The organism is Streptomyces lunaelactis (assembly GCF_003054555.1).
Taxonomy (GTDB): domain Bacteria; phylum Actinomycetota; class Actinomycetes; order Streptomycetales; family Streptomycetaceae; genus Streptomyces; species Streptomyces lunaelactis.
The window spans coordinates 5,555,139-5,580,468 of sequence record NZ_CP026304.1 but is presented as its reverse complement, the minus strand read 5'-3'; the positions used below and the strand labels follow the sequence as shown (position 1 = coordinate 5,580,468).

24 protein-coding genes are annotated in these 25,330 nt (G+C 69.6%); 11 read left to right on the top strand and 13 right to left on the bottom strand.

Going from position 1 to position 25,330, the window contains the following annotated elements; all coding sequences use genetic code 11:
• The first annotated feature begins 167 nt into the window (after positions 1-167).
• Complete coding sequence (locus SLUN_RS25895) at positions 168-1,535, top strand: glycoside hydrolase family 18 protein (RefSeq protein WP_108154939.1); 1,368 nt, start codon at positions 168-170, stop codon at positions 1,533-1,535.
• 128 nt (positions 1,536-1,663) lie between these two features.
• Here SLUN_RS25895 and SLUN_RS25890 read toward each other — a convergent pair whose 3' ends face one another.
• A complete protein-coding gene (locus SLUN_RS25890; protein WP_159100325.1) occupies positions 1,664-2,797 on the bottom strand; it encodes a DUF4190 domain-containing protein in 1,134 nt (377 codons plus the stop codon).
• Between the two features lie 114 nt (positions 2,798-2,911).
• On the opposite strand from SLUN_RS25890, the gene SLUN_RS25885 reads away from it, so the two are divergent.
• Positions 2,912-3,430, top strand: a complete 519-nt coding sequence (locus SLUN_RS25885) for a hypothetical protein (RefSeq protein ID WP_108152165.1) — start codon at positions 2,912-2,914, stop codon at positions 3,428-3,430.
• Between the two features lie 85 nt (positions 3,431-3,515).
• Here the strand turns inward: SLUN_RS25885 and SLUN_RS25880 are convergent, their stop codons facing one another.
• Positions 3,516-5,090 (bottom strand): S8 family peptidase, encoded by a 1,575-nt coding sequence (locus SLUN_RS25880; RefSeq protein WP_108152163.1) that lies wholly within the window; start codon positions 5,088-5,090, stop codon positions 3,516-3,518.
• 190 nt (positions 5,091-5,280) lie between these two features.
• On the opposite strand from SLUN_RS25880, the gene SLUN_RS25875 reads away from it, so the two are divergent.
• Positions 5,281-6,384 carry a pyridoxal-phosphate dependent enzyme gene (locus tag SLUN_RS25875; protein WP_108152161.1) on the top strand — a complete coding sequence of 368 codons (1,104 nt, stop codon included), beginning with the start codon at positions 5,281-5,283 and terminating at the stop codon, positions 6,382-6,384.
• Here SLUN_RS25875 and SLUN_RS25870 read toward each other — a convergent pair.
• The 5 genes from SLUN_RS25870 to SLUN_RS25850 all read right to left on the bottom strand — a co-directional run bounded on the left by SLUN_RS25870 (position 6,372) and on the right by SLUN_RS25850 (position 10,557).
• The gene (locus tag SLUN_RS25870; protein ID WP_108152159.1) at positions 6,372-6,854 is read right to left on the bottom strand and encodes a cupin domain-containing protein; all 483 of its coding nucleotides are present in this window, start codon (positions 6,852-6,854) and stop codon (positions 6,372-6,374) included. The genes SLUN_RS25875 and SLUN_RS25870 overlap by 13 nt on opposite strands.
• A 43-nt stretch (positions 6,855-6,897) precedes the next feature.
• Complete coding sequence (locus tag SLUN_RS25865; protein ID WP_108152157.1) at positions 6,898-7,551, bottom strand: class I SAM-dependent methyltransferase; 654 nt, start codon at positions 7,549-7,551, stop codon at positions 6,898-6,900.
• A 262-nt stretch (positions 7,552-7,813) separates the two neighbouring features.
• Positions 7,814-8,224, bottom strand: a complete 411-nt coding sequence (locus SLUN_RS25860; RefSeq protein ID WP_108152155.1) for a winged helix-turn-helix transcriptional regulator — start codon at positions 8,222-8,224, stop codon at positions 7,814-7,816.
• A gap of 100 nt (positions 8,225-8,324) precedes the next feature.
• Positions 8,325-9,488 (bottom strand): thiolase family protein, encoded by a 1,164-nt coding sequence (locus SLUN_RS25855; RefSeq protein WP_108152153.1) that lies wholly within the window; start codon positions 9,486-9,488, stop codon positions 8,325-8,327.
• Between the two features lie 106 nt (positions 9,489-9,594).
• Positions 9,595-10,557, bottom strand: a complete 963-nt coding sequence (locus SLUN_RS25850; RefSeq protein WP_108152151.1) for a GlxA family transcriptional regulator — start codon at positions 10,555-10,557, stop codon at positions 9,595-9,597.
• Positions 10,558-10,673: 116 nt separating this feature from the next.
• On the opposite strand from SLUN_RS25850, the gene SLUN_RS25845 reads away from it, so the two are divergent.
• Complete coding sequence (locus SLUN_RS25845; protein ID WP_108152150.1) at positions 10,674-10,970, top strand: putative quinol monooxygenase; 297 nt, start codon at positions 10,674-10,676, stop codon at positions 10,968-10,970.
• Between the two features lie 129 nt (positions 10,971-11,099).
• Positions 11,100-11,681, top strand: coding sequence for a Uma2 family endonuclease (locus SLUN_RS25840; RefSeq protein ID WP_108152148.1), 582 nt, complete (start codon positions 11,100-11,102; stop codon positions 11,679-11,681).
• Between the two features lie 145 nt (positions 11,682-11,826).
• Here SLUN_RS25840 and SLUN_RS25835 read toward each other — a convergent pair whose 3' ends face one another.
• Positions 11,827-12,234: a hypothetical protein gene (locus tag SLUN_RS25835; protein WP_108152146.1), complete on the bottom strand. Its 408-nt coding sequence runs from the start codon at positions 12,232-12,234 to the stop codon at positions 11,827-11,829.
• 172 nt (positions 12,235-12,406) lie between these two features.
• Here SLUN_RS25835 and sigJ point away from each other — a divergent pair, with 172 nt between their 5' ends.
• The 3 genes from sigJ to SLUN_RS25820 all read left to right on the top strand — a co-directional run bounded on the left by sigJ (position 12,407) and on the right by SLUN_RS25820 (position 14,161).
• The gene (sigJ, locus tag SLUN_RS25830) at positions 12,407-13,357 is read left to right on the top strand and encodes an RNA polymerase sigma factor SigJ (RefSeq protein ID WP_108152144.1); all 951 of its coding nucleotides are present in this window, start codon (positions 12,407-12,409) and stop codon (positions 13,355-13,357) included.
• Between the two features lie 160 nt (positions 13,358-13,517).
• Entirely contained in the window at positions 13,518-13,769 is a 252-nt protein-coding gene (locus tag SLUN_RS25825) for a hypothetical protein (protein WP_073946283.1), read from the top strand.
• The gene (locus SLUN_RS25820; protein WP_108152141.1) at positions 13,769-14,161 is read left to right on the top strand and encodes a DNA-binding protein; all 393 of its coding nucleotides are present in this window, start codon (positions 13,769-13,771) and stop codon (positions 14,159-14,161) included. Before SLUN_RS25825 ends, SLUN_RS25820 begins: the two co-directional genes overlap by 1 nt.
• A 335-nt stretch (positions 14,162-14,496) precedes the next feature.
• Here SLUN_RS25820 and SLUN_RS25815 read toward each other — a convergent pair whose 3' ends face one another.
• Positions 14,497-16,422: a galactose oxidase early set domain-containing protein gene (locus SLUN_RS25815; protein WP_108152139.1), complete on the bottom strand. Its 1,926-nt coding sequence runs from the start codon at positions 16,420-16,422 to the stop codon at positions 14,497-14,499.
• 376 nt (positions 16,423-16,798) lie between these two features.
• Between SLUN_RS25815 and SLUN_RS25810 the strand changes: the two genes are divergently transcribed.
• Entirely contained in the window at positions 16,799-19,063 is a 2,265-nt protein-coding gene (locus tag SLUN_RS25810) for a Dyp-type peroxidase (protein WP_254710155.1), read from the top strand.
• 329 nt (positions 19,064-19,392) lie between these two features.
• On the opposite strand, the gene SLUN_RS25800 is transcribed toward SLUN_RS25810, so the two are convergent.
• Together SLUN_RS25800 and ychF are read right to left on the bottom strand one after the other, a co-directional pair.
• Positions 19,393-19,983 carry an ArsR family transcriptional regulator gene (locus SLUN_RS25800; RefSeq protein ID WP_108152137.1) on the bottom strand — a complete coding sequence of 197 codons (591 nt, stop codon included), beginning with the start codon at positions 19,981-19,983 and terminating at the stop codon, positions 19,393-19,395.
• Between the two features lie 198 nt (positions 19,984-20,181).
• Positions 20,182-21,270, bottom strand: coding sequence for a redox-regulated ATPase YchF (ychF, locus tag SLUN_RS25795; RefSeq protein ID WP_108152135.1), 1,089 nt, complete (start codon positions 21,268-21,270; stop codon positions 20,182-20,184).
• Positions 21,271-21,509: 239 nt separating this feature from the next.
• On the opposite strand from ychF, the gene SLUN_RS25790 reads away from it, so the two are divergent.
• On the top strand, positions 21,510-22,028 hold the full coding sequence (locus tag SLUN_RS25790; protein ID WP_371413924.1) for a DUF6542 domain-containing protein: 519 nt from the start codon (positions 21,510-21,512) through the stop codon (positions 22,026-22,028).
• 60 nt (positions 22,029-22,088) lie between these two features.
• On the opposite strand, the gene ppgK is transcribed toward SLUN_RS25790, so the two are convergent.
• Both ppgK and SLUN_RS25780 read right to left on the bottom strand, forming a co-directional pair.
• On the bottom strand, positions 22,089-22,829 hold the full coding sequence (ppgK, locus tag SLUN_RS25785; RefSeq protein ID WP_108152133.1) for a polyphosphate--glucose phosphotransferase: 741 nt from the start codon (positions 22,827-22,829) through the stop codon (positions 22,089-22,091).
• 90 nt (positions 22,830-22,919) lie between these two features.
• Complete coding sequence (locus SLUN_RS25780; protein WP_108152131.1) at positions 22,920-23,924, bottom strand: 4-hydroxy-3-methylbut-2-enyl diphosphate reductase; 1,005 nt, start codon at positions 23,922-23,924, stop codon at positions 22,920-22,922.
• Positions 23,925-24,073: 149 nt separating this feature from the next.
• Here SLUN_RS25780 and xseA point away from each other — a divergent pair, with 149 nt between their 5' ends.
• Positions 24,074-25,282, top strand: a complete 1,209-nt coding sequence (gene xseA / locus SLUN_RS25775; protein WP_108152129.1) for an exodeoxyribonuclease VII large subunit — start codon at positions 24,074-24,076, stop codon at positions 25,280-25,282.
• Positions 25,283-25,330 lie beyond the last annotated feature (48 nt).

Sequence of the window (25,330 nt, the reverse complement as noted above, 5' to 3'; positions counted from 1 at the left end):
TTGACAGACAGCAACAGCCTGGCAACCGTGGGTTGTTGATAGCAAGCGTGGGCCAAAGTTTCACTCGAAGTGATGACTTGCCTTTACGCAGGCGTTTACCGCGAGTACGGCCACCAATCCCCGTCAACCCATTGACCCGAATGGTCCAGACCAATAGTTTCCTGACCATGCGTCGAAACTGCCGAAGATCCCTTGTCAGGGCGGCCGTTGCCGCCTGCTCCCTCTCCCTCCTCGCCGCCCTCGCACCCAGCGCCTCCGCCCAGAACGCCCAGGACGCCCAGGGCGCCCAGGGCGAGAGCAGCAGCCACGGAAAGCCCTCGTACAAGCGCGTCGGATACTTCACCCAATGGGGTGTCTACGGCCGGGACTTCCAGGTCAAGGACATGGACACCAGCGGGCAGGCCGGCAAGCTCACCCACATCAACTACGCCTTCGGCAATGTGAACGCCGAGGGCAAGTGCTTCACCGGAAGTGTTCCCGGCGAGGCGGACGCCTGGGCCGACTACGCCCGGCCGCTGGAGGCCGCCGACTCGGTGGACGGCGTCGCCGACACCGCCGAGCAGCCCCTCGCCGGCAACTTCAACCAGCTGCGCGAGCTCAAGGCCAGGTACCCCGGCCTCAAGGTGCTCATCTCCCTCGGCGGCTGGAGCTGGTCCACGCACTTCTCGGACGCGGCCCGCACCCCGGCCTCCCGCAAGGCGTTCGTGTCCTCCTGCATCGACCTCTACATCAAGGGCAATCTGCCTCTCGACGGAGCACGCGGCGGCGCCGGCGCTGCCGCCGGACTCTTCGACGGCGTCGACCTCGACTGGGAGTGGCCGGGATCGGCGGGCGACACGGACACCGTCTTCCGGCCGGAGGACAAGCAGAACTTCACCGCGCTGGTACGGGAGTTCCGCACCCAGCTCGACGCGTACGCCAATTCCCTCAAGAAGCGCAAGCACTACGAGCTGACCGCCTTCGTGCCGACCGCCCCGGCCAAGATCGACGCGGGCTTCGAGGTCCGCAAGATCATGCGCGATCTGGACTTCGTCAACCTCCAGGGCTACGACTTCCATGTCTCGGGCGAGAAGACCACGGCGCAGCAGTCCGCGCTCTACGCCAGGAACGACTTCAGCGTGGACCAGACCGTCGACGCCTGGCGCGACCGCGGAGCTCCCGCCCGCAAGCTGGTGATGGGCATGCCCTTCTACGGCCAGGGCTGGACGGGCGTGACCGGCGGCGGCGACGGCCTCAACCAGCCGGCGAGCGCGCCCGCGCCCGCCACCTGGGCGGCAGGTTACGAGGACTACAAGGCCCTCAAGAAGCTCGCCGACTCGGGGACGTACACGGTGCACCGGGACCGCCGGAACGGCCACGCGTGGCTCTTCGACGGCACCACCCTGTGGACGTACGACGACCCGCAGGTACTGCGCACCAAGACCTCGTACATCCGTGAACGGGGCCTGGGCGGCGCGATGTTCTGGTCCCTGGACGGCGACACGGCCGACGGCGAGCTGATGACCGCCGTCGACCGCGGCCTCTCCCGCCGCTAGGGCGTGTTTGGAAGTAGCGCCGTCCGCCCGCAGGGCGGGCGGGACTTCCAAAACACGCCCTAGACAGGGCCTGGGCCTGTCCAGCGGGGCGGGACTCGGACGAGGCCGGTGCCTGGGCTGTCGGTGGCTCAGGCGCCGGTCTCTTCCGCGGGCACCCCGGTCTCTTCCGCCGGACCGCCGCTCTCGTCCACTGGAGCATCCGTCTCGTCCGTCTCGTCCGCCGGCGGGGTGGCTTCGAGCCCGAGCGGCCCGCGCACCGAGATCTCCGTCGTCCGCTCCAGCGTGTCCTGGCCGTCGTAGGAGTGCGTCCAGAAGGCGTCTTCGTCCTGCGCGCGGGCGGCCTTGTCCCAGTGGACGCGCGCCCGCTCGTACTCCTTCGCCCGCTCCTCCGCCGGCCCTGCCGCGGCCCCCGGCCAGGAGTGCCCGCGCAGGACCCCCGCCTGCTCGGCCAGCGCGACGGAGGTCTGCCGGGCCCAGTCCCGGTACCCCTCGGCGTTGTCGGCGAAGTCCTCCTCCGGCACGGCGTACTCGGTACTCGCGATCGCCGACTCCGCCTTCAGATAGACGAGTTGATGGTCGTCGAGGCTCTTGGCATCGCGCCGTACGGAGCCTTGGACCACGCCGCCGTCGATGACGAAGGCGCAGGTGACGATCTTGTCGCCGAGCCGCCAGCTCTCCTTGGTCGGCAGGTAGTAGTACATCTCGGTCCCCTTCGGCACGGCCCAGGGATCCATCGCGTACCCGTCGTTGACCTCCTGACAGCGCGTGTCGGCGAGCGAGTCGAGCCGGCTCTCACCGGGATAGGTCTCATAGCCGCGGACCTTGAAGCCTCCGGCGACCTCCGCCTCGTGCTCGCTCGCGCAGTCCACGACCTCGACGTCCGTCGTCTCGCGCTCCACCGCGCCGCTGCCTGGGAGGTTGAAGCAGTCGCCCTTGCGCAGATCCAGGGTGCTGCGCGAGCGGGACGCCTTGTCCATGCCCTCCTTGAAGCCGTCCCAGGCCTCACCGATCCCACCGGTGGCGAGCGCGACGGCCAGCAGCGCCGTACTGAGGGAGGACAGGACGGTGCCCGCGACGGCCATGCCCTTGCCGCGCTCGCCCTTCTTCTTGATCTGCGAGAGGGATATCAGCCCGAGGACGAGACCGAGCGGGGGCAGACAGCAGACGATCCCGAGGACGAGGGAGGCGATGGAGAGACCGTTGACCGGCGGTCTGGGGGCGTACTGCGGATGCGGCTGCCAGCCCTGGGTGGATGGGTCCACGGGTACGGTGCTCCTCGTCGGGATCGGGGGGGTCGAACGAACAGGCGCGCGGATCATACGCGTCGGGAGGCGGGGGACGGAATGCAGCCGGCAGCAGCCGCGGGACGAGACCGGATGACCGCCGCGCTGGAGGGAGTCGCGGTTAATCCGGCCGCGCCCGTCGACGTACTGCTGCGGCTGCTGGAGCCGGAGTACGAGGCCGTCCGGTCCCCGCTGTGCACGGACCGACGGGAGTTCCCGGAGGAGGTGGTGGACGCGATCGCCGGGCACCCGGAGCTCCGGGTGCGCGCGGCATTCACGCAGAACCCGCACATCGACGGGGAGCAGCGCGGACGGCTCGTGGACGACCCGGAATGGATCATCCGTGCCGAGCTCGCCGGTCTCGCCGGGTCCTTCGCCGACGCCGAGGATCCGCTCGTACGCCTGCCGGCCACCCTCGACCCCGGTCTCACCCCTGCCGTCGCCGACCGGCTCACCCGCGATCAGGACCGGTCGGTCCGGGCCACGGCCGCCCGTCATCCGCGGCTTCCGGCCGACCGGCTGCTCGCCCTGCTGGACGACGACGAGCTCGCCGCGTGCGCCGCCGCGAATCCCACCCTGCCCGTTCCCGTCATGCGTCGGCTGCTCGGCTGAGCGGGAGCAACGCGGAAAGGGGCGGCCGCCGTCGGCGACCGCCCCCTTCCGGGAGTTCGGAGCTCAGAGCTCAGGACTCACAACCTCAGAACTGCAGAGCCCAGGAGTCGATCTTGCCGACGTCCACTGCCGCGTTGTCGCTGACCCGCAGCTTCCAGGTGCCGTTCGCGACCTCCGACGACGCGTTCACCGTGTACGTGGTGTTCACGTTGTCCGTGCTGCCGCCGGTCCCGTAGGCCTTCAGACCGTAGACCGTGCCGTCCGGGGCGATCAGGTCGATCTTCAGGTCGCCGATGTACGTGTGCTTGATGTCGACCGGCACGCTCAGCGTCGCAGGCGCGTTGCCGGTGACGCCGCTGACGGTGACCGGCGACTCGGTGGTGGCGAAGTCGCTGATCGCGTAGTCCGCGGTGTTCTCGAACTTCTTGCCCGGCGGCGGGGTGTCACCGGTGCCGACGTACAGCAGCCTGTTCGGCGAGCCGCTGCCCGGGTTGCCCACCGCGCCGCTCGTGGCGGCGGTGGTCAGGGCCGTGGAGACCTGGGCCGGGGTCGCGGTCCTGTTCGCCGCCAGATAGAGCGCGGCCGCGCCCACGACGTGCGGCGTCGCCATCGACGTGCCCGAGATGGTGTTCGTCGCGGAGTCGTTGGTGTTCCAGGCCGAGGTGATCGACGAGCCCGGGGCGAAGATGTCCAGCACGGCGCCGTAGTTGGAGAAGCTGGAGCGCGCGTCGGTGCTGGTCGTGGAGCCGACGGTGATGGCCTCGGCCACGCGCGCGGGCGAGTAGTTGGAGGCGTTGGCGCCGTCGTTGCCCGCCGCGACACCGTAGGTGATGCCGGAAGCGATGGAGTTGCGCACCGCCGTGTCGAGGGCGGAGTCGATGCCGCCGCCCAGGCTCATGTTGGCGACGGCCGGCTTGACGGCGTTCTGCGTCACCCAGTCGATGCCGGCGACGACCTGCGCGGTCGTGCCCGAGCCTGCGTTGTTGAGCACCCGGACGCCGACGACCTTGGCCTTCTTGGCCACGCCGTACGAGGACCCGGCGACGGTGGCGGCGACGTGCGTGCCGTGGCCGTTGCCGTCCTGCGCGGTGTTGTCGTTGTCGATGGCGTCATAGCCGTACGACGCCCGGCCGCCGAAGTCGCTGTGGGTGATCCGTACACCGGTGTCGATGATGTACGCGGTCACGCCCTCGCCCGCGGCGTCCGGGTAGGTGTAACTCTGGTTCAGCGGAAGGGCCCTCTGGTCGATCCGGTCGAGACCCCAGGACGGCGGGTTCGGCTGGGTGCCATTGGCCTTGAAGACGCGGTTCTGCACGACGGACTCGACAGCCGGGTCCGCGGCGAACTTCTTCGCCTGGGCCGCGGAGAGCTCGACGGCGTAGCCGTTCAGCGCGGCGTTGTACGTCGTCTTGATCTTCGCGCCGTATTCCTTGGCGAGCGCCTTGCCCGCCGCGGAACCGGCGTCGGCCGCGGACTCGTCGAGCGTGACGATGTAGCTGTCCGCAATGGCTCCGGGTGCGCCGGCGTTCTGGACGACGCCTTCCGGAGCCGCCTCGACCGCGGTGGCCGGGAGTGCGGATACCGTGCCGAGCGCGAGCGCGGCGACGGCTATTGCGCTTGCCGCGGCGAGTCTTCGCTGCGAAGTACGCATCACAGACATGTGAGGGGTCCTCCTCATTGGTGGTGCGTTGCTGTGGGGGTAGCACGACAGGCACATGACAACGAACAGCTGAAGCCCCTGTGCCCGTGTCTCGCCTGTCGAGCGAAAGATTGGCGGATCCATAGGAAACACACAAGAGCTTGGGAGGTGCCGTAACACGTGCGCCACACAACTGCCATGCTGGCGAACCATGACCTCCTACCGCTGCCCCGACTGCGGAACCGGATCCTCCGTCGAGTCGCTCGCCTGGCGCTGCCCCGACTGCCGCGGCCCCTGGGACCTGGACTTCAGCGCCGCGCCCGTAGCCCGCGAGTCCCTTGCCGGCCGGGTCGGTTCACTGTGGCGGTACGAGGAGGCGCTGCCGCTCTCCGCGCCCGCCGTCTCCCTCGGCGAGGGCCGCACCCCGCTCGTTCCGCTCACGCCCACCGTCTCCGTGAAGCTCGACTTCCTGATGCCGACGCTCTCCTTCAAGGACCGCGGCGCGGTGATGCTGGCCGAGCTCGCCCGCCGGCTCGCGCCGAAGCGCGTGATCGCCGACAGCAGCGGGAACGCGGGCACGGCCGTCGCCGCGTACTGCGCACGGGCCGGTCTGGACTGCACGGTGTACGTACCCGAGGGCACCTCCGCCAAGAAGGTGGAGCAGATCCGGGCGCACGGCGCGCACCTCGAACTCGTCACCGGCGACCGTGAGGCCACCGCCCTGGCCGCCCGCGCGGCCGCCGACACCCCCGGCACCTTCTACGCGAGCCATGTCTTCAACCCGTACTTCCTGCACGGCACGAAGACGTACGTCTACGAGCTGTGGGAGGACCTCGGCGGCCGGCTCCCCGAGGCGATCGTCGTCCCCGTCGGCAACGGCACCCTGCTCCTCGGCGCGGCCGTGGCCCTCGCCGAACTCCACGCCCACGGCCTGATCGCCGAGCGCCCCGCCCTGATCGCGGTCCAGGCCGAAGCGGTCTCGCCACTGGCCGCGGCCTTCCACGCCGGCGCCGAGGAACTCCTCGACGACAGCGCGACGCCGGCCAGGCCCACGCTCGCCGAGGGCATCGCCATCCCGCGCCCGCCGCGCGCCCGCCAGATCCTGCGTGCCGTACGCGAGTCGGGCGGCACCTTCCTCACGGTGACGGAGGATCAGATCCGGGCGGCGCAGCTGGACCTGGCCGCACGCGGTCTTTTCGTCGAGTCGACCGGGGTCGCGTGCTGGGCGGCGGCCGGCACCTGGACCGACCGCACGGCGGTCGTCCCGCTCTGCGGCGCGGGCCTCAAGACGGGCCTGGCGCCTCAGGTCCAGTAGGTGTCGTGCTTGATGAAGAACTCCGCCTGCTCCTCGGGCGACCCCTCGCTCGCGACCTCGGCGACCTTCTCGAAGTACTCCTCGCGCGGCGCCCCCGGCGTGAAGAGCAGCAGCATCGAGGCGAGGGCGTCCGAGTCGTTGCGGAAGGCGTGCAGCCCGCCCTGCGGGACGTACAGGAAGTCGCCGGCCGTGCCGTCGATCCAGCTGTCGCCGTTGTAGAGCCGCACCGTCCCCTCGAGGATGAAGAAGGACTCCGAGATGGACCTGTGGAAGTGCGTCTTCGGGCCACCGGCCTTGGGGGCCATGTCCATCCGGTAGAGCCCGAACTCCCCGCCCGTGGAAGCGGTGGTGGCCAGATAGTGCGTACGGCTGCCGCTCCTGGCCACCAGATTCGCGGGGGTGTCCGCGGGACGGAACTCCGCGGTGATCTCGCCACTGCCGTCCAGGTACTTCGGGTCCGGGTACGACATGTCTCTCCTCGCTGCCGGGCACATGGTCAATGCACAGGTCGGACTACGCCTGGTCGGACTCGGGCCGGCGGAACTCCGCGCGCCAGCGGTGTACGGGCGGACCGTCCGGATCCTCGAGCTCCTCGATGTCCACGGGCGCGAGCCCCGCGGCGGCCGCGAATGCGTCGATCTCGGTACGGGTCAGCGGCCACGGCGGCCCCTGGGACGGGACGGCCGCGGCGTCGTGCACGGCGGCGAAGACGATGAGCGTCCCGCCCGGCCGGACCATGGGACCGACGTTGGCGATCGCCTCGCTCCTGAGGGGTTCCGGAAGTGCCTGCACCGTGTGCGACTCCACCACCAGGTCGAAGGCCGCGTCCCACTCCGGAGGCGGGTTCAGCAGGTCGGCGATCTGGTAGCGCACCGACGAATCCGGGAAGCGGCTGCGGGCGGTACGGATGGCGGTGGCGGAGATGTCGAAGGCGTCGGTGTCGAAGCCGAGTCCGGCGATGAACTCGGCATCGCGGCCGAGGCCGCACCCGACGACCAGCGCCCGCCGTCCGCCGCCGCGCACCTCGCGGACCCGCGCCCACTCCCTGAGCATGCCGAAGGGCCCCGCCTGGTCCCATGGCATCGCCCGCCGCCCGCCGGCCCCTTCGGCGTAGACGCGCTCGAACCAGCCGGTCGGATCGTCGGCTGCGGGGTGCGTTCCACTCATCGTTGATGCCTCCTGTGGGTGATCCACACCTCTGCGGTTGGATCAGCGCGTGACCGTACACGATGGTGCTCGGCGACTGCCCGGGATACCCGTACTTTGCGACGTGTGCCGCTCGATGGCTTTGCTCGAAGCCATTCTGAGGCCCGAATGGGCGGACCGGTTCTACTCGTTCGACGCGCACTGTCGCCGGCGGCGCCGCGGACGGCCGACGTACGACCAGGGCATGTGCTGGTGGAGACGGGCGCGGGACCAGCCGACGGGATCATTCGGCCGTCAGGACCCCGCGGCCCGTCGGCGAGTGCGCCCCCTTGCGGGCCGCCTCGCCGCACGAGTGCTGCCACCTCACGGGCGGATCCTCGGGGTTGAGGTGCCGGTCGCCCCACTTCATCAGCGTGAGCAGTACGTCGCCGAGTTCCCCGCCCGCCGGGGTGAGGTGGTACTCGTACCGCGGCGGGTGCACGTTGTACTGCTCGCGCCGGACCGCACCCGCCGCCTCCAGCTTGCGCAACCGGGCCGTGAGGATGTCGCGGGACGCCCCGGTGTTGCGGACGATCCGGTCGAAGCAGTGGACGCCATGGGTCAGTTCGCGTACGGCCTGCAGCGTCCAGCGCTCACCCACGAGGCCGAGCGCATCGGCGATGGAGCACTCTCGGGGCTGGATGCTCGTCGACATGTGGCTCATTCCAGACGGTCAGTTGCGAATTCAAACGTTCCGGACGGAGGGCGGCCGACGCCCCGCACCCGGGCCGCCGCCGCCCCACCACCCGTCCCCCTCACAGGCGCTCAATGATCGTCGCGTTGGCCAGACCACCCGCCTCGCACATCGTCTGCAGCCCGTAACGCCCGCCCCTGTCCTCCAGGTTGTGCAGCAGCGTCGTCATGATGCGCGCCCCGCTGCCGCCCAGCGGATGACCGATGGAGACCGCCCCGCCGCGCACATTGAGCCTGTCCGCGTCGACGCCCGTCTCCCGCTGCCAGGCGAGCACCACCGACGCGAACGCCTCGTTCACCTCGTACACATCGATGTCCCCGGTCGTCAGCCCTGCCCTGGCCAGTACCTTCTCCGTCGCCGGCATGATCGCGGTGAGCATCAGCAGCGGATCGTCCCCGGCCACCGCGAACGAGTGGAACCGGGCGCGCGGCCGCAGCCCCAGCCGCTCCGCCACATCCGCACCCATGATCAGCAGCGCCGCCGCGCCGTCGTTGACCGGTGAGCTGTTGCCCGCCGTGACGCGCCAGCCGATCTCGGGGAACCGCTGCTCCATCGCCGGGTCGTAGTACGCGGGCCTCAGCCCCGCCAGCGCCTCGGCCGTGGTGCCCGGCCGTACGCTCTCGTCCCGCTGCCCGGTCCAGGCGACCTCCCGGTCGAACTCCCCGCGCTCCCAGGCGCCGGCCGCACGCCGGTGCGACTCCAGCGCGAAGGCGTCCAGCTCCTCGCGCGCGAGCTTCCAGCGCGCCGCGATCAGCTCCGCGCTGATCCCCTGACCGACCAGCCCGCCCGGGTACCTCTCGCCCAGCCGCACGCCGAACGGGTCGCTGCCCGGCAGCACATTGGACCCCATCGGCACCCGGGACATCGACTCAACGCCGCACGCGATCGCGATGTCGTACGCCCCACTGATCACGCCCTGCGCCGCGATGTGCGCGGCCTGCTGGGACGAGCCGCACTGCCGGTCCACGGTCATGCCCGGCACGCTCTCGGGGAAGCCGGCGGCGAGCACCGCGTTGCGGGTGATGTTGAGCGACTGGTCGCCCACCTGGGTCACACAGCCGCCGATGACGTCGTCGACCAGCGCGGGATCGATCCCGGCCCGCTCGACGAGCGCCTGAAGTGTCCGGGCCAGCAGGTCCACGGGGCGCTCTTCGTGCAGCGCACCTCCCGGCTTGCCCTTGCCCACCGGTGTACGAACCGCCTCGACGATCACCGCGTCCCGCACGACAGCCTCCTCAGTTTGAACTCCAAACTTACTGCTCGGTACGAACTGTCCTCCAGAGAGTCGAGTAACACAACCCACACGCGATGACGGGGGCTCCAAGTCGGGATCAGCGGCCGCCGCGCAGAGTCCCCGCCGTGCTGCCCGTCCGCTCACGCAGCAGGATCCGCAGGGTGTTCGCGTGCTCGTAGCCGACCTTGCGCGCGATGGAGTCCAGGGACAGATCCGTCGTCCGCAGCAGGTGGGAGGCCTGTTCGACGCGCAGGTCCTGGACGAAGCGCACGGGAGACGTGCCGAGCACGCGGCGTACGGTCCGCTGGAGGGTGCGCTCGCTGACACCGAGCGAGCGCGCCGCGTCGCCGACGCTGAACGGCTCGTCGAGATTCAGCCGGACCCAGCGCTCGAAGGCGGCGACGACCGGATCGTTCTGCGCGAGCGCGCCCGGGATGGTGTACGCCGACTGGGACGGCCGCTCGTCGACCACCAGGTAGCGGGCGACGAGATCGGCCAGCGCGGGGCTGGTCATTCGTACGATCGCGAGCGCGAGGTCGACATGACCGAAGGCCGCGCCGGCCGTCGTGACGCCGTCCGACGTGGCCACCATCCTCGTCTCGTCGATCGTGACCGCCGGATAGCGCTTGCGGAAGACCGGCGCCAGCCACCAGCTCGTGGTCGCCGTCCGCCCGTCGAGCACCCCCGATTCGGCCAGCAGGAACGTGCCCGTACAGGCCGACGCGACGGGCGTACCGCGCCCGCGCGCATCGGCCACCAGACCCCGCACCGCGGCCGAGGCGGGCCCGGAGACATGGGCGACGAGCGCGTCGGGCCGCCGCTCGGCGAGCGCCGGCACCAGCAGCAGATCGGCCCGCTCCACCGCGGCCACGGGCGCGGTGGCCACGACATGCCCGGCGCCGGTACGCACCCGGCGCCGGAAGCCGACGGTGGTGACCCGCCAGCCGGGCGGCGGATGCGGAAGCTCCTCCCGCATCGCGTTGGCGCCGTCGAGCACATCAAGGATCGCCGAGAGTCCGGAGTCGAACACACCGTCGTATGCCAGCACTGCCACGTCCATGACGGAAACCGTATCGGATGAGTCGTTTGCGACACTGGGGTGGAGGCGGTCGCGACCCTAGGTTTGAGGGTGAACCCGACACCGGGGACACCGAAGCCGACCCACGGAGTGATGCCATGAACATCGGACTGCTGGCCCGCATCGAAGCCAAGCCCGAGTACGCGGACAAGGTCGAGAGCCTGCTGCGCGACGCCCTGCAGTTGGCCCGGGCCGAGGAGCACACGGTCACCTGGTTCGCGTTCCGGGAGAACGCCACCACGTTCGGGATCTTCGACACCTTCGAGGACGAGGAGGGCCGCACGGCCCATCTGCAGGGACGGATCGCAGCCGCCCTGATGGAGGTGGCGGAGGCGATGCTGAGCTCGGCCCCGGACATCCGCCCGGTGGATGTCCTGGCGGCCAAGCTCCCCTGATCCTCGTGAAATGGAGGAGGACAGCGGAAGGGGGCCGGACTCAATGAGCCCGGCCCCTTTCCCGTACGCGATGGATCCGCCACTGACGATCTCGTGGCCCGGTCCTCCCCGAGTCGCTACGGTTGAGCCGTGACCGAACTGCCCGACTGGATGCGTCCGCCACGCGCGGAAGGCTGGTTCGCGGAGGACCTGGACCGCCTCCCGGAAGCGCCGCGCCACACCGAGCTGATCGACGGAGCGCTCGTCTTCATGATGTCGCCCCAGCGCTGGTGGCACGGAGAGATCGTCACCGACCTCACGCTTGCCCTCAGGGCACAGGCCCCCGCGGGATTCAGGGTCGGTCGGGAGATGACCATCCGCCTCGATGCCCGCAACCGCCCGGAGCCGGACCTCGTGGTGACCACGGCCCCGTATGACCCTGACTGCACCTGGTTCGCCCCGCAAGACGTCCAACTGGTCATCGAGGTCGTCTCCCCCGAGTCCGCCCACCGCGACCGGACAGTAAAGCTGCGCAAGTACGCCGAGGCGGGAATCCGGCACTACTGGTGCATCGAGGACGAGGACACGGTTCCCGCCGTGCACGTCTACGAGCTCGACGAGCCGACCGGGTCGTACGCACCAGCAGGAATCTTCCGCCACACGCTCAAGCGGTCCCTTCCATTCGAGATCAGCCTCGATCTGGACAAACTCGCGCCGGGTCGTAGCGACTGACACAGCGCTTCCAGGTCAGCACCAAGTCAGCACGGGAACGAAGAAGGGGCCGGACTCATCTTCCAGGGGGCGCCGCCGCGCCCCCACGACTCGAAGCAGCAAGGTGATGGGGAGTCGTGAAAACGGCTCGGTGCTTGGTAGGGCGTCACGGGGTACGTCGCAGTGAGTTGACGCCCGGGGCGGTGGACAGCGCCTGGCCCAGTGCCAGCACGCTCAGGCCGAACATCAGGATGCCCAGGGGGACATGGAGCGACGGTATGTGCGCGATGCCAAGGACCACCTGCACCGAGGCGAGCACGAGGAAGCCGGACGCGTACAGGATGGGGCGTGGCGACCCGCCGCCCGGACGCCATGCCAAGATCGCGGCGAGCACGTACAACATCGACGCGCCGTACATCACGCGCGATCCGACGTCGTGCAGTACCGCGCCGAGGGACGAGGACAGCAGCATTCCGGCGGTGACCCCCTGGAAGAAGAGGGCCAAGGTCTGCAAGGCGATCGCGACGTGCAGGAACGTGAACCTGCCCGGTGCTGTCGTCGTCTGTACGGCCATGATGTGGTCCTCGCTTCTGCCTCGCGGCGATGGATCGGTAGCCTCTCGGCAGTCCGACGACGCGGGCCCGCGAAATGTGAGGTGAAGCGTCAACCTCACAGTCCAGTGCGGTGTTTCGCCGTAGCGGGGAGGGACGGAAGCGGACGAGAAGAACCAGGGAGCGGCCGCGACCATGAGTACACCGTCCGAGCCGGCGCACGACCGGTCCGAGCCCGGCCTGAACACGATCGTCGGCGAGCGGCGCCAGCTGATCAATCTTGCCTACCGGCTGCTCGGTTCGCTGACCGAGGCCGAGGACGCCGTGCAGGAGACCTACGCCCGCTGGTACGCGATGTCAGGGCAGCAGCAGGAGGACATCGCGTCGCCCGGCGCCTGGCTGACGACGGTGGCCGGCCGCGTCTGCCTGGACGTGCTCGGCTCGGCGCGGGCCCGGCGCGAGCGCTACGTCGGCGCATGGATACCCGAGCCGCTGCCCGACCGTACGGAGTGGATCAGCGGGCGGGCCGGCGGCAGAGCCGAACCGGCCGACCCCGCCGACCGGATCACCCTGGACGAGTCGGTGACCATGGCCTTCCTCGTCGTACTGGAGTCGATGACGCCGGCCGAACGTGTGGCGTTCATCCTGCACGACGTCTTCCGCTACCCCTTCGCCGAGGTCGCCGAGATCGTCGGCCGGACGCCCGCGGCCTGCCGGCAGCTGGCGTCCTCGGCCCGTCGGCGCATCCGGGCCGCGCAGGCTCCGGCGGTTCCGGCGGCCGGGCAGGCCGGTCTGGTGCGGCACTTCAAGGAGGCGTGGGAGGCCAGGGACATCGAGGCCCTGGTCGGCCTCCTCGACCCCGACGCCGCGATGGTCGCCGACGGCGGTGGCTTGGTCGGCACCGTCCTGCGCCCGGTCGTGGGCAGCAGGCGTATCGCCGAGTACCTGATCCACATCGCCGACAAGGCCCCTGGACTGACGCTCCTGGAGCGGACGGTCAACGGCCGGCCCGGCCTGGTCGCCCAGCACACCGGTGTCACCGTGACCGTGGCCGCCTTCGGCCTCGCCGGAGACCGCATCACCCGCATCTGGGCGGTCCGCAACCCGGAGAAACTCCGAGCGTGGACCGAGAGCAGGCAGATCTGATCAGCTTCACGCGACGTCCAAGCGGTCACCCCGTCCAGTGCGTAGTGGTGAAACCGACCGCCGATGGTCGGGATCGATCAGCTCGCGCTCCGAGGCGAGCCGCCTCCCCCGCACTGCCATGCGCACCCACAGAGTTACGACCGTCGGTAGGATCGACACCATGAGCAGTAGCAGAAAGTACTCCATCAGCCTGCCCGAGGACCTTGCCGAGGCCGTACGCGCCCATGTCGGGCCCGGTGGCTTCTCCGCCTACGTTGCCGAAGCCCTGGAACAACGGGTCGCCATGGACAAGCTTCGGGAGATCGTCGCCGACTTCGAGACCGACAATGACGAGCTCACCCGCGAGGAGGTCGAGGCCGCCCGCGCGCTGCTGCGCCATGACCACCGACAGGTCGGCGGTGCCGCCGCCTGATGCCCGGCACCCTGCTGCTCGACAGCGAAGGACTCTCCAAGCTCTACCGCAAGGACCGCACCGTCGTAGCGCTGGTCCAGGCGGCAGCAGAGGAAGGTATCCGCGTGGCCACCAGCGCCATGACCACTCTTGAGGCCGATTACGAGCGGATCCACCCGGCCCGCATCAAGTGGGTCCTCTCCCGCGTCGACGTTCACGACGTCACCAGAGCGGTCACCGACGAAGCCGCCACCCTCCTTCGCGCCCATCGTCTCCACGGCCACAAGTACGCCATCGACGCCGCCTTCGCCGTCATCGCCCGCAACGCGCCCCAGCCGGTCACCGTCCTCACTTCCGACCCCGAGGACCTGACGCTCCTGTGCGGCCCTTCCGTAGAGGTCGTCAAGGTCTGAGGCGCCGACCACAGCCACGCCAACCAGGTCGGCCGTCAGCCACAGCACTTTGCGGACGAGGACTCCCCGCGGACAGGCACCTGCGCCCGACCCGCCAGCAAGCGGGCCAGGCGCCACGTTTGATGGAACGTCAGACGTGGAAGCGGAATGTCTGCGGCCCATTCCTGACCTGCGGCGGAGCCCCGCTCAGGGCCCTGACCAGGCATTTGCCCGTTTGGCTGCGTTGGCCTGCGACGGGCGTTTACGGCTGCCCTGCGGACTGTCTGCGGACTGGCCGGACCGCCGCCCGTTTGCCAGGACCCGGTTTCCTCCCGCCAAGCCGTCTCGTCGGTGGCCTACGGCTTGCCGCGTGTGGCACCGGCCGTGGGGGGCTTGAGCTGGACCCAGCCTGCCGCACTCGGCGCGCCCTCCTCGTTGAGGAGGAAGAGCATGTAGTGGCCGGGCGGGGCCGCAGCGGCGGACGGCGGGGCCTGGAGCTCCAGGAAGTTGCCACTGCGGCTCTTGATGCGCAGCTCGAGGTGACGCTGGCTGGTATTGACCGAGTGGGTCGCGGTGGTCGGAGCCAGCAGGACGGCGCGGGTGACGTCGTTGGGGGTATTGGTGCTCACCGTGATCTTCTCGTCGTAGCCGACGCTGGGGTTGAAGATCAGGCCGAGACTGGGGCGGCTGCCCTGGTGGAGGTAGGCCGGCTCGTAGATCTCGATGCTGCCGTTCATGCTGTCGGTGATGTCGGGGTCGTTGGCGAGCTGCTGGAGCTCGTCGCCGGTGATCATGATCCGGCCGTCCGGGAGCACTACGGCGTTGGAGTGGTAGCCGCGCGGCAGTCGCTGAGCGGGGCCGAGCTTCCAGTCCCCGTTCTCGTCGCGCAGTTCGACCTGGCGGTACTTCAGGTCGGCGTTGGGGTTTTTGTCGCCGTTGCCGTAGTCGCGGATGTCGAAGGCCCCGTTGACGGTGAGCAGGTTCCCGTTCGGCAGGAGCAGGGTGTCGTCCTGGGTGCGACCGAAGGCGCGGGGCTTCTCAGTGGCCCACTTGCCGCCGGCCAAGCGGTAGGTGTTCGGGTCGTCGCGGTCGCCGCCGAGGACCAGAACCGAGTCGGGGCCCCTGAAGCCGGCCGGCAGCGGGACGGCGGAGCCGTAGTTGCGCTTCTTGCCGTCCGGGCGGGGCGGCAGGTCGCTCTTGGTGTCGCTGAGGGTGTCGAAGAGCCACTGCTGGTCCGAGGCACGGCCGAGACCGTAGATCTTCCCGTCGCGCAGCGAGAACAGGTGCGGATAGTCCCACTTGAACGGGGCTTCGGTCTTGAGGCGTTCCACCGGCCACCCGATCGGCTTGGCCGTCTTGTCGACGGGCACCGGGACGCTCTGGGCGGGGAAGCGTTCCACGATCGAGGTGGGGGTGCCCCAGCCGAGCTCCGACTGGCCGGACATGATCACCTGCCGCCCGTCGGCCCCGGTGACCACGGACGGGTACCAGCGGCCGACCGCCATGTCCTGGTTCAGGTACCACTCCTCCTGCCAGGGGTCGAAGACCAGCGACAGCTTGGCACCGCTGCCGCCGTTGCCGCCGAGGTTGCCGCCGAACACGCCGAGCATCCCGTTCGGCAGGTAGGAGTGGCCGGCGCAGAAGAACGGGGCCGGGCGGGGCTCGTTCTTGCCGTCGGGCATGTTGACGACCGGCGGCTTTACCTCCTTGAACGCCGTGGGGCCGGTGCCGAGCTTCGGATCCCAGAGGAAAGCGCGGCCGGCGTTCTCCTTGCCGATGGTGTCGGTGGGCGCGGGCTCCTTCTGCGGGTTGGTCTCGATCCGTTCGAAGGAGAACAGCAGCACCTTGCCGGTGGGGAGCATCGCGATGTGGGCCGCGAAGTCCGGGGACTGGAAGTAGTCCCGGAACCTGCCGAACTCGGCGGCATCGAAGGCGGCATTGCCCGTGGCCTGCGAGTCGGTCAGCGATTTGAGCCGCTCGGTCCGGGTGGTCTGCGGGTACTCCCCGACGCCGGCGATCGCCATCCTGGTCCGGGCGTGCTCCTCTGCGTGCTCCTTGCCGAGCGCCGCCGTCTCGTCCGGGTCGGCCTTGATCGGAGCGGTCGCGGCCCGGGAGGCGGGGGCGGCCGGGAAGTCCTCGCCGCGATCTCCGTGACCGGGGTGTGCGAGTACCGGGCCGGCAGCCGCCAGGGCCGTGGATACGGCCATCGCGGTGACGGCGCAGACCGAGATCGCCGTGGCGAGTCGTCGACGTGCGGTCACGGGAGGATTCGTGCGGGACATACGACTCCTTCGGGAGGGAGAGCTGCGCAGGGGACAGAGAGCGAGCGCAGGTCACCGGCTCCGACGGGACGACGGCCGAGGGAGAGGCCGCGGTGGCGCGGTCCCCGTTCACGCACAGTGACGGGTATCAGTCTTGCGTCACAGCATGCGCGATGTCGCGCCGAGGGCAGCAGGTGGGTGAGCCCTGCCATCTGAGAGCACCTCAGCAGCCGTGTGGCACAGGGGGACCGATGGGGGAACCCGGCTCCCCGGGCGGGTGTCGGGCAGCCCGATCACCGGAAACGCCTGGCTACGCTCCGTATCTTCATGACTACATTACGTATAGTGGCGATTACAGTCCGCAACTACCGGGCGGGCCGATCCGCCGGGAGAGAGCATGCCGAACGATCTGAAACTGCGTGAGAGCGACGACATCCAGGGCGATGTGATCGCGGGCTTCAAGAAGGACCAGATGACGCTGCTGTTCCTCAAGTTCGAGGACGCGGCGCGGGCACGGACCTGGGTCAAGCGACTGGAACCACAAGTCTCCACCACCAGACAGGTGGCGACGTTCAACGCCGCCTTCCGCAAGGCCAGGGAGGCCTCGGGCGGCGATGACCCGAAAGCACTGAAGGCCACGTGGCTCAATGTCAGCTTCACGTACGAGGGGCTGCGGGAGCTGACCGGCAAGGACCCGTTGCCCTCGGCCAAGGCGGGCAGCGGCCTGGAGGCCTTCAAGCAGGGCTCGGACAAGCGGGCGCTGGGCGACACCGGCGACAGCTCACCGGAGAACTGGCTCTTCGGCGACGGCAAGGGCCAGACCGTCCACGCCGTCCTCACCGTCGCCTCCGACACCGTTCAGGACCTCCACACGGCGGTCACCGAGCAGCGCGAGGCATGCGCCCAAGCCAAGATCGTGATCGTCTTTCAGCAGAACGGCGCCACGCTGCCGGGCACCCGCCGCGGCAAGGAGCACTTCGGCTTCAAGGACGGCGTCAGCGAACCCGGCGTGCTCGGCTTCGACGAGCCGGACCCGGCCAAACCCGAGTACGTCAAGGGCAAGCACGGCACCCGGCTGATCCCGGCCGGAGAGTTCGTCCTCGGTCACGACCGGGTCGACGGCGGGCCGCACGAAGCACCCGACTGGGCCGGCAACGGCACCTTCCAGGTGGTGCGTCGGCTCGCCCAGGACGTCCCGGGCTTCTGGGCACAGGTCGGCGTCCAGCTGAAAGTGCTCAAGAAGGCCAAGGTGGTACCGGCGGAGGCGACCAGCGAGTGGCTGGCCGCCCGCTTCGTCGGCCGCTGGCGCTCCGGCGCCCCGGTTGCCAAGTGCCCCAACGCCGACATGCCCTCCAGCGCCCTGGCCGGCGAGGACAACGACTTCGGCTTCCGTAACGACCCGGAGGGCTACACCACCCCGCTCTTCTCGCACCTGCGCAAGTCCAACCCCCGGGACGGACTGCAGGAAGAGCCCGGACACCCTCCGCTCGACGAGAATCCGGTGATGGACCGCCGCCGGATCATCCGCCGCGGCGCCCCGTACGGCGCGCCGTTCGACCCCGCCTCGGAGGGGCCCGGCGGGCCCGACTCGCCGCGCGGCCTCCTGTTCGTCTGCTACCAGTCGGACCTTGTGCAGCAGTTCGAGTTCATCCAGAAGTCCTGGATCGACAGCACCGCCTTCCCGCCCAACCGGCCCAAGAAGCCGGGCCCCGACGCGATGGTCGGTGCCGCCGGCACCGTCAGCTACGAGACCCCCGGCACCACCACCGAGCTGAGCCTGAGCCAGTTCGTCGCCACCGAGGGGTCGGTCTACGCCTTCGTACCGTCGCTGACCACGCTGCGGCACCTCGGCGACGGCCGACTCACCGACAAGCTGCCGAGCGACGTCCGCCCGACGGATTCCTTCCTGCCCATCCCCGACCTCCAGCGGGACAAGGGCAAGAGCTGGTACTGGGCGTACGGAACGGGCAGCGTCGGCCCGGTCTGCCGGACCATCTCCATCGCCGACGGCGACGAGCACCTGGACGTCCGCGAGCGCCCCGACCGGCCGCTGACCACCTGGCCGTGCTACGCCGGGGTGACCAAGGTCGACGCGATCCTTCCGGTACCGGACGAGCAGCGGATCAACGGCCGCAGCCGGTTCTGGCTGTTCCACACCGCTGAGGGCCGTCAGGTCTACCGGCGGATCTCGATCGCCGACGGCGCGGAATCCGGGCTCCCGCCCGAGCAGGCCGGTGCGATCGACCTGCCGGACCGCCAGCTCTCCGCCTGGGCCTCGTTCAGCGGCATCGAAAGGGTGGATGCCTTCCTGCCGGTCCCCGACATGCAGCGGGTGGGCGGCAAGAGCTACTACTGGGTGTTCCACACGATGATGGGCCGTCAGGTATACCGTCTCATCTCGGTCGCCGACGGCGCGATGCACCAGGACGCCCTCGAACGCGGGGACCGCGGGCTCGACCTGTGGCGCTCGCTCGCCGGAATCACGCGGGTCGACGAGTTCCTCGCGGTACCGGACATGCAGCGGATCAATGGCCTGAGCCTGTTCTGGGTGTTCCACCAGGACAAGTACCGGATCATCGTGATCCGCGACGGCAGTGCTCACGAGGACCAGATCACGGTGGAGGACCGCCCGCTCACCATGTGGAAGTCACTGACCGGCTGACCATGACGGGCCGGGCGGTTTCTCCGCCTACGTTGCCGAAGCCCTCGAGCAGCGGGTCGCCATGGACGAGCTCCGGGCGGTATGGCCACCACGACTGGTCGCGCGCAGTCCCTGGTTCTGCAATACCGCGGCCAACGCTCTGCGCGCGGCGTCGTAGGCCAGCGTGTACGCACCCTCCGGGTCCGTGGCCGCCAACTGCCGCGCGGAGCCTACATGCGTGCGCGCCCGGACCAGTTCCGCTTCGGCGGCCTGCTGAGAAGCGGGTACGCGTTCAAGCCCACCACTGGCGATGAGCGCGTCAACCGTCGACCGCCCTTGGTTCCAGCGCGTCATTGCGCCTCCAGGTCAAGGTTCAGCTGGACCAGCGGACGTTCGCGAACGCCGGTGAGGAACGGATCGTCCGTACGGGCCTCCCACGCCTCGACGGAGACCCGATGAACGTTGACCTCACGACGCAGGCGTCGGGACGCCTCCTCGGCAAGGTCGAAGAGCGCGTCGGCATCGGGGTCACCCACAACGAGGACATCCACATCGGCAGGCGGCGGCCCCGGCTCACCGTTGTACCGAGCGGCCCAAGAGCCGTAGATATAGGCGCGCTCCACGCCTTCGAGTCCCGCCAGCGCATCGGTGAGCACTGGCACGGGGCCGAAAGAGACAGACATGAGCTCGCTCAGCGGACGGTACAGCGGAGTATCCGTGCGAGCCTTGACGAGGCGACTGCGCCCCACTCGCCGATCGGTCAGGATGCCACCGTCGGCCAACCGGTCAACCTCCCGCAGGACAGCGGTAGGCGTCACTCCGACGTCAGCGGCTAGTTCGGTGATGCTGTACTCGCGTTCCGGATGCAGGAGCACGAGCGCGAGGAGCTCGCCTTGCATACGGGACCGGAGGATGGGCAGCAGACTCGGCGATACTTTCATTGGGCGCAGAATATCAAGCGTCCAATGAAAGTAACAATCTGCATTCAACCGCTCACCAGAACACCACTGGCGCCCGCCACGGGGCGCCCCCAGGTCACCAAGTCAGCACGGGAATACAGAAGGGGTCAGACTCACCAGAGCCCGACCCCTTCCGACCTGCACGCTTGACGAATCACCTAGCGTGCAGTAACGAAACGATCACACGTTGAAGCGGAACTCCACCACGTCGCCGTCCTGCATGACGTAGTCCTTGCCCTCCATACGCGCCTTGCCCTTCGCGCGCGCCTCCGCGACCGAGCCCGTCTCGACCAGGTCGGCGAAGGAGATGACCTCCGCCTTGATGAAGCCCTTCTGGAAGTCGGTGTGGATCACACCGGCCGCCTCCGGAGCCGTCGCGCCCTTCTTGATCGTCCAGGCGCGGGTCTCCTTCGGGCCCGCCGTCAGGTACGTCTGCAGGCCCAGCGTGTCGAAGCCGACGCGGCCCAGCGTGGCCAGGCCCGGCTCCTCCTGGCCCATCGACTGGAGGAGTTCGAGCGCCTCGTCGTCGTCCAGCTCGATCAGTTCGGACTCGATCTTGGCGTTGAGGAAGATGGCCTCGGCCGGGGCCACCAGCGCCCGCTGGTCGTTCTTGAAGTCCTCGTCGACCAGCTCGTCCTCGTCGACGTTGAAGACGTACAGGAACGGCTTGGTGGTCAGCAGGTGCAGCTCGTGCAGGAGCCGGCCCTTCTCGGTGCCGGCGGTGATGCCCGCATGGAAGAGCGTGGTGCCCTCCTCGAGGATCTTCTGGGCCTCCTCGACCGCCGCCAGGACCGCCACCTTGTCCTTCTGGAGGCGGGACTCCTTCGTCAGGCGCGGCACCGCCTTCTCGACCGACTGGAGGTCGGCGAGGATGAGCTCGGTGTGGATCGTCTCGATGTCGTCCTTCGGCGAGACCTTGCCGTCGACATGCACGACGTTCTCGTCCTTGAAGGCACGGATGACCTGGCAGATCGCGTCCGACTCACGGATGTTCGCCAGGAACTTGTTGCCCAGGCCCTCGCCCTCGCTCGCGCCGCGCACGATGCCGGCGATGTCGACGAAGTCGACCGTGGCGGGGAGGATCCGCTGCGAGCCGAAGATCCCGGCGAGCGTGGCCAGGCGCGGGTCGGGGACGCCGACGACGCCGACGTTCGGCTCGATCGTGGCGAACGGGTAGTTGGCCGCCAGCACGTCGTTCTTGGTCAGGGCGTTGAACAGGGTCGACTTGCCGACATTCGGCAGGCCGACGATTCCGATCGTGAGCGACACGTTGGCGACTTCCTGAAGTGAGGACTGGCTGATGGCCGTACGGCCCGGAGGTGGGCCGATCCCCCAGTTTACGGGCGGGTCGAGCGGGGCAGCGACGGGAGCCGGGAGTCGAACTCAACGCCAAGGTCCACCAAAGGGCGTGTCCCGTGCCTGATTCCTCCCACCTCGCGACCTACGTTGGTCGAGTGGAGCAGCACAGGACAAGTCACCCGCAGCGCCGGCAGCGGCCGCAGACCCCTATTTCCCCCGTGGACGTCGCTCCCCAGGGCGCGATCGCCGAGACCGCGAGCGTGTACCGGGTGCCCGCACGGCCCGCGCGGGCCGTGCCCCCCGTGGTGCTCGCGCTGCGCCGACTGCCCAAGCCCCGGCTGACCGGGCTCGGCGGCGGACTGTTCGCAGCCTCGACGATGTTCGCGCTCGGCTGCCTGGACTGGCTGCTCCTCGACGGCTCCGCCGTGGTCTACGGAATGCTGTTCCTGCCCGTCAGCGCACTCACCGCGCTCTGGGTGCGGGAGGCCGACCTGGTCACCGCGCCGATCAGTGTGCCGATCGCCTTCGCGGTCGGGATCGTGCCGATCGCCGGCGGGACCGGGGGCTTCGGCGGGCAGACGATGGCCGTGGTCACCGCCCTCGCCGTGCACGCGGGCTGGCTGTACGGCGGCACGCTGGTGGCCGGGCTGATCACCTGCGTACGCAAGGTACGGATGATGAGCCGCCGCCAGCGCCGCCGCCCGGGTCCGCCGACGCGCCGCGCCTGAAGCCGAGTCAGCGGGCGCGGCCGGCCGACCCTCCGAAGGGGCCCTGCTGCCCGGCCCCCGTTATCTGCCCGCCGCAGCCATCGCCGCGCCCACGATCCCCGCGTTGTTCTTCAGCTCCGCCGGGACGATCTCTGCTCTGATGCCCTCGATCAGCGGCAGGAACTTGTCCGCCTTGCGGCTCACACCGCCGCCGATGATGAACAGCTCCGGCGAGAACAGCATCTCCACATGGGCCAGGTACTTCTGCACCCGACGGGTCCAGTGGTGCCAGCTCAGGCCCTCGTCCTCCTTGACCTTCGTGGAGGCGTGCTTCTCGGCGTCGTGGCCGTGCAGCTCGAGATGGCCCAGCTCGGTGTTCGGGACCAGGCGGCCGTCGATGAAGACCGCGCTCCCGATGCCCGTACCGAAGGTCAGCAGGATCACCGTGCCCTTGCGGCCGCGGCCCGCCCCGAACGTCATCTCCGCGACGCCCGCGGCGTCCGCGTCATTGAGAACGGTGACGGGCAGCCCCCCGAGCCGGTCCCCGAGCAGTTTCGACGCGTCCACGTCGACCCAGCCCTTGTCGACATTGGCCGCCGTGCGAGTGACCCCGCTCGTGACGACTCCGGGGAAGGTGATGCCGACCGGGCCCGACCAGCCGAAGTTCTCGACGACCGCGGCAACGCCCTCCGCCACGGCGTCGGGGGTCGATGGATGTGGGGTCAGTACCTTATGGCGCTCCTGCGTCAGGTCGCCGCGCTCAAGGTCCACGGGTGCGCCCTTGATGCCGGATCCGCCGATGTCCACTCCGAACACGTTCATGGACACAACGTTACGGGCAGCCGCTGACAGTCACTTCCCCGGCCCGGGGCACGGCCTGCGTCACGGCCTGCGCCACAGCCTGGAGCACGGTTACTTGCCGGACTGCTTACCGGACAGTTCGGCCGCCTCCGCGCGCAGGTCGCGGCGGAGCTCCTTCGGGAGCGAGAAGACGATGGACTCCTCGGCCGCCTTGACGATCTCGACGTCCTCGAAGCCGCGCTGCGACAGCCACTCCAGTACGCCCTCGACCAGGACCTCGGGGACCGAGGCACCGGAGGTGACACCGACCGTCGAGACTCCGTCCAGCCAGGTCTCGTCGATCTCCGCGGCGAAGTCCACCAGGTGCGCGTCGCGTGCGCCCGCGCCCAGCGCCACCTCGACGAGGCGGACGGAGTTCGAGGAGTTCTTCGAGCCGACGACGATGACCAGATCCGCCTCGGCGCCCATCTGCTTCACCGCGATCTGGCGGTTCTGCGTGGCGTAGCAGATGTCGTCGCTCGGCGGGGAGATCAGCTGCGGGAACTTGGTCTTGAGCGCGTCCACCGTCTCCATGGTCTCGTCCACGGACAGCGTGGTCTGGGAGAGCCAGACGACCTTCGACTCGTCGCGCACCTCGACGTTGGCGACATCCTCCGGGCCGTCGACCAGCGTGATGTGCTCGGGGGCCTCGCCGGACGTACCGATGACTTCCTCGTGGCCGTCGTGGCCGATCAGCAGGATGTCGTAGTCCTCACCGGCGAAACGGACGGCTTCCTTGTGGACCTTGGTGACCAGCGGGCAGGTCGCGTCGATGGTCGCGAGCTTGCGCTCCGCGGCCTCCTCGTGGACGACCGGGGCGACACCGTGCGCGGAGAACATGACGATCGACCCCTCGGGGACCTCCGCCGTCTCGTCGACGAAGATCGCGCCCTTCTTCTCCAGGGTCTGTACGACGTACTTGTTGTGGACGATCTCGTGGCGGACGTAGATCGGCGACCCGTACTGCTCAAGGGCTTTCTCCACGGCGATCACGGCACGGTCCACGCCCGCGCAGTAGCCACGGGGAGCGGCGAGCAGGACGCGTCGGGCAGGAGTCGTAGCAGTCATGCCCCCCATCGTAAGGCCGCGTCGGAGAGGCAGGAGATCACCCACAGGCGGAAGACCGAGGCCGGACGCGAGCGACGGACGGACGCGATGGCCAGCGGCTCTCTTGTGGGGGGCTTGTTGTGGGGGCTTTGTCGTACGCGGCCGATACGCTCGCTCGTATGGCTCTCAACACGTCCGCGGAAGCTCCCCTGCCGGTCGGCGAGGTGTCACGGCTCATCGGAGGGTGGATCGAGCGGCTCGGGGCGGTCTGGGTGGAGGGGCAGATCACCCAGCTGTCCCGGCGGCCGGGCGCCGGGGTCGTCTTCATGACGCTGCGGGACCCCTCGTACGACATCTCCGTGAGCGTCACCTGCTTCCGGCAGGTCTTCGACGCGGTCGCGGACGTGGTGGCCGAGGGCGCGCGCGTCGTCGTCCACGCCAAGCCTGAGTGGTACGCCCCGCGGGGGCAGCTGTCGCTGCGTGCCGTGGAGATAAGGCCGGTGGGGATCGGTGAACTGCTCGCCCGCCTCGAGCAGTTGAAGCGGACCCTGGGGGCCGAGGGGCTGTTCGCGCTCGACCGGAAGAAGGTGCTGCCGTTCCTGCCGCACCGGGTGGGTCTGGTGTGCGGCCGGGCATCGGCGGCCGAGCACGACGTCCTGGAGATGGCGCGGCGGCGCTGGCCCGCCGTCCGCTTCGAGGTGCGCAATGTGGCCGTGCAGGGCGTGCACGCGGTGGCCCAAGTCGTCCAGGCCGTCAAGGAGTTGGACGAACTCCCGGACGTGGACGTGATCATCGTGGCGCGCGGCGGCGGCAGCGTGGAGGATCTGCTGCCGTTCTCGGACGAGCAGCTGGTGCGTGCGGTGTCCGAGTGCCGCACGCCGGTGGTGTCGGCGATCGGGCACGAACCGGACGCGCCGCTGCTCGACCTGGTTGCGGACCTGCGGGCGTCCACGCCGACGGACGCGGCGAAGAAGGTCGTACCGGACGTGGGCGAGGAGCTGGACCGGGTGCGGCAGCTCCGCGACCGCGCGCTGCGTACCGTCCACGGGCTGCTCGACCGCGAGGAGCGGGGACTGGCACACGCGCTGGCCCGGCCGGCCATGGAGCACCCGCAGCGGATGGTGGACGCGCGCGAGGCGGAGGTCGACGCGCTGGTCGCCCGCGGCAGGCGGGTGCTGGGCCATCTGCTGGACCGCGCGGAGTCGGAGCTGGCGCACACCCGGGCGCGGGTGGTCTCGCTGTCACCGGCGGCGACGCTGGAGCGGGGGTACGCGGTGCTGCAGCGGGCGGACGGGGCGGTGGTCCGCTCACCGGAGGACGTCGCGGCGGGCGACGAGCTGCGGGCACGGGTCTCGGAGGGCGAGTTCGCAGTGCGGGTCACCGGGTGAGCGCCGATGACCGCCGGCCGAGCGCGCCGGGTCTCCGGGCGAACGCCG

Excerpts from the sequence above, each read along its gene's own strand:
- SLUN_RS25895 (WP_108154939.1), top strand. The coding sequence starts at position 168 with ATGCGTCGAAACTGCCGAAGATCCCTTGTCAGGGCGGCCGTTGCCGCC.
- SLUN_RS25885 (WP_108152165.1), top strand. The coding sequence starts at position 2,912 with ATGACCGCCGCGCTGGAGGGAGTCGCGGTTAATCCGGCCGCGCCCGTC.
- SLUN_RS25880 (WP_108152163.1), bottom strand. The coding sequence starts at position 5,090 with ATGTCTGTGATGCGTACTTCGCAGCGAAGACTCGCCGCGGCAAGCGCA.
- SLUN_RS25875 (WP_108152161.1), top strand. The coding sequence starts at position 5,281 with ATGACCTCCTACCGCTGCCCCGACTGCGGAACCGGATCCTCCGTCGAG.
- SLUN_RS25870 (WP_108152159.1), bottom strand. The coding sequence starts at position 6,854 with ATGTCGTACCCGGACCCGAAGTACCTGGACGGCAGTGGCGAGATCACC.
- SLUN_RS25865 (WP_108152157.1), bottom strand. The coding sequence starts at position 7,551 with ATGAGTGGAACGCACCCCGCAGCCGACGATCCGACCGGCTGGTTCGAG.
- SLUN_RS25860 (WP_108152155.1), bottom strand. The coding sequence starts at position 8,224 with ATGTCGACGAGCATCCAGCCCCGAGAGTGCTCCATCGCCGATGCGCTC.
- SLUN_RS25850 (WP_108152151.1), bottom strand. The coding sequence starts at position 10,557 with ATGGACGTGGCAGTGCTGGCATACGACGGTGTGTTCGACTCCGGACTC.
- SLUN_RS25845 (WP_108152150.1), top strand. The coding sequence starts at position 10,674 with ATGAACATCGGACTGCTGGCCCGCATCGAAGCCAAGCCCGAGTACGCG.
- SLUN_RS25835 (WP_108152146.1), bottom strand. The coding sequence starts at position 12,234 with ATGGCCGTACAGACGACGACAGCACCGGGCAGGTTCACGTTCCTGCAC.
- sigJ (WP_108152144.1), top strand. The coding sequence starts at position 12,407 with ATGAGTACACCGTCCGAGCCGGCGCACGACCGGTCCGAGCCCGGCCTG.
- SLUN_RS25825 (WP_073946283.1), top strand. The coding sequence starts at position 13,518 with ATGAGCAGTAGCAGAAAGTACTCCATCAGCCTGCCCGAGGACCTTGCC.
- SLUN_RS25820 (WP_108152141.1), top strand. The coding sequence starts at position 13,769 with ATGCCCGGCACCCTGCTGCTCGACAGCGAAGGACTCTCCAAGCTCTAC.
- SLUN_RS25815 (WP_108152139.1), bottom strand. The coding sequence starts at position 16,422 with ATGTCCCGCACGAATCCTCCCGTGACCGCACGTCGACGACTCGCCACG.
- SLUN_RS25810 (WP_254710155.1), top strand. The coding sequence starts at position 16,799 with ATGCCGAACGATCTGAAACTGCGTGAGAGCGACGACATCCAGGGCGAT.
- SLUN_RS25800 (WP_108152137.1), bottom strand. The coding sequence starts at position 19,983 with ATGAAAGTATCGCCGAGTCTGCTGCCCATCCTCCGGTCCCGTATGCAA.
- ppgK (WP_108152133.1), bottom strand. The coding sequence starts at position 22,829 with ATGAACGTGTTCGGAGTGGACATCGGCGGATCCGGCATCAAGGGCGCA.
- SLUN_RS25780 (WP_108152131.1), bottom strand. The coding sequence starts at position 23,924 with ATGGGGGGCATGACTGCTACGACTCCTGCCCGACGCGTCCTGCTCGCC.
- xseA (WP_108152129.1), top strand. The coding sequence starts at position 24,074 with ATGGCTCTCAACACGTCCGCGGAAGCTCCCCTGCCGGTCGGCGAGGTG.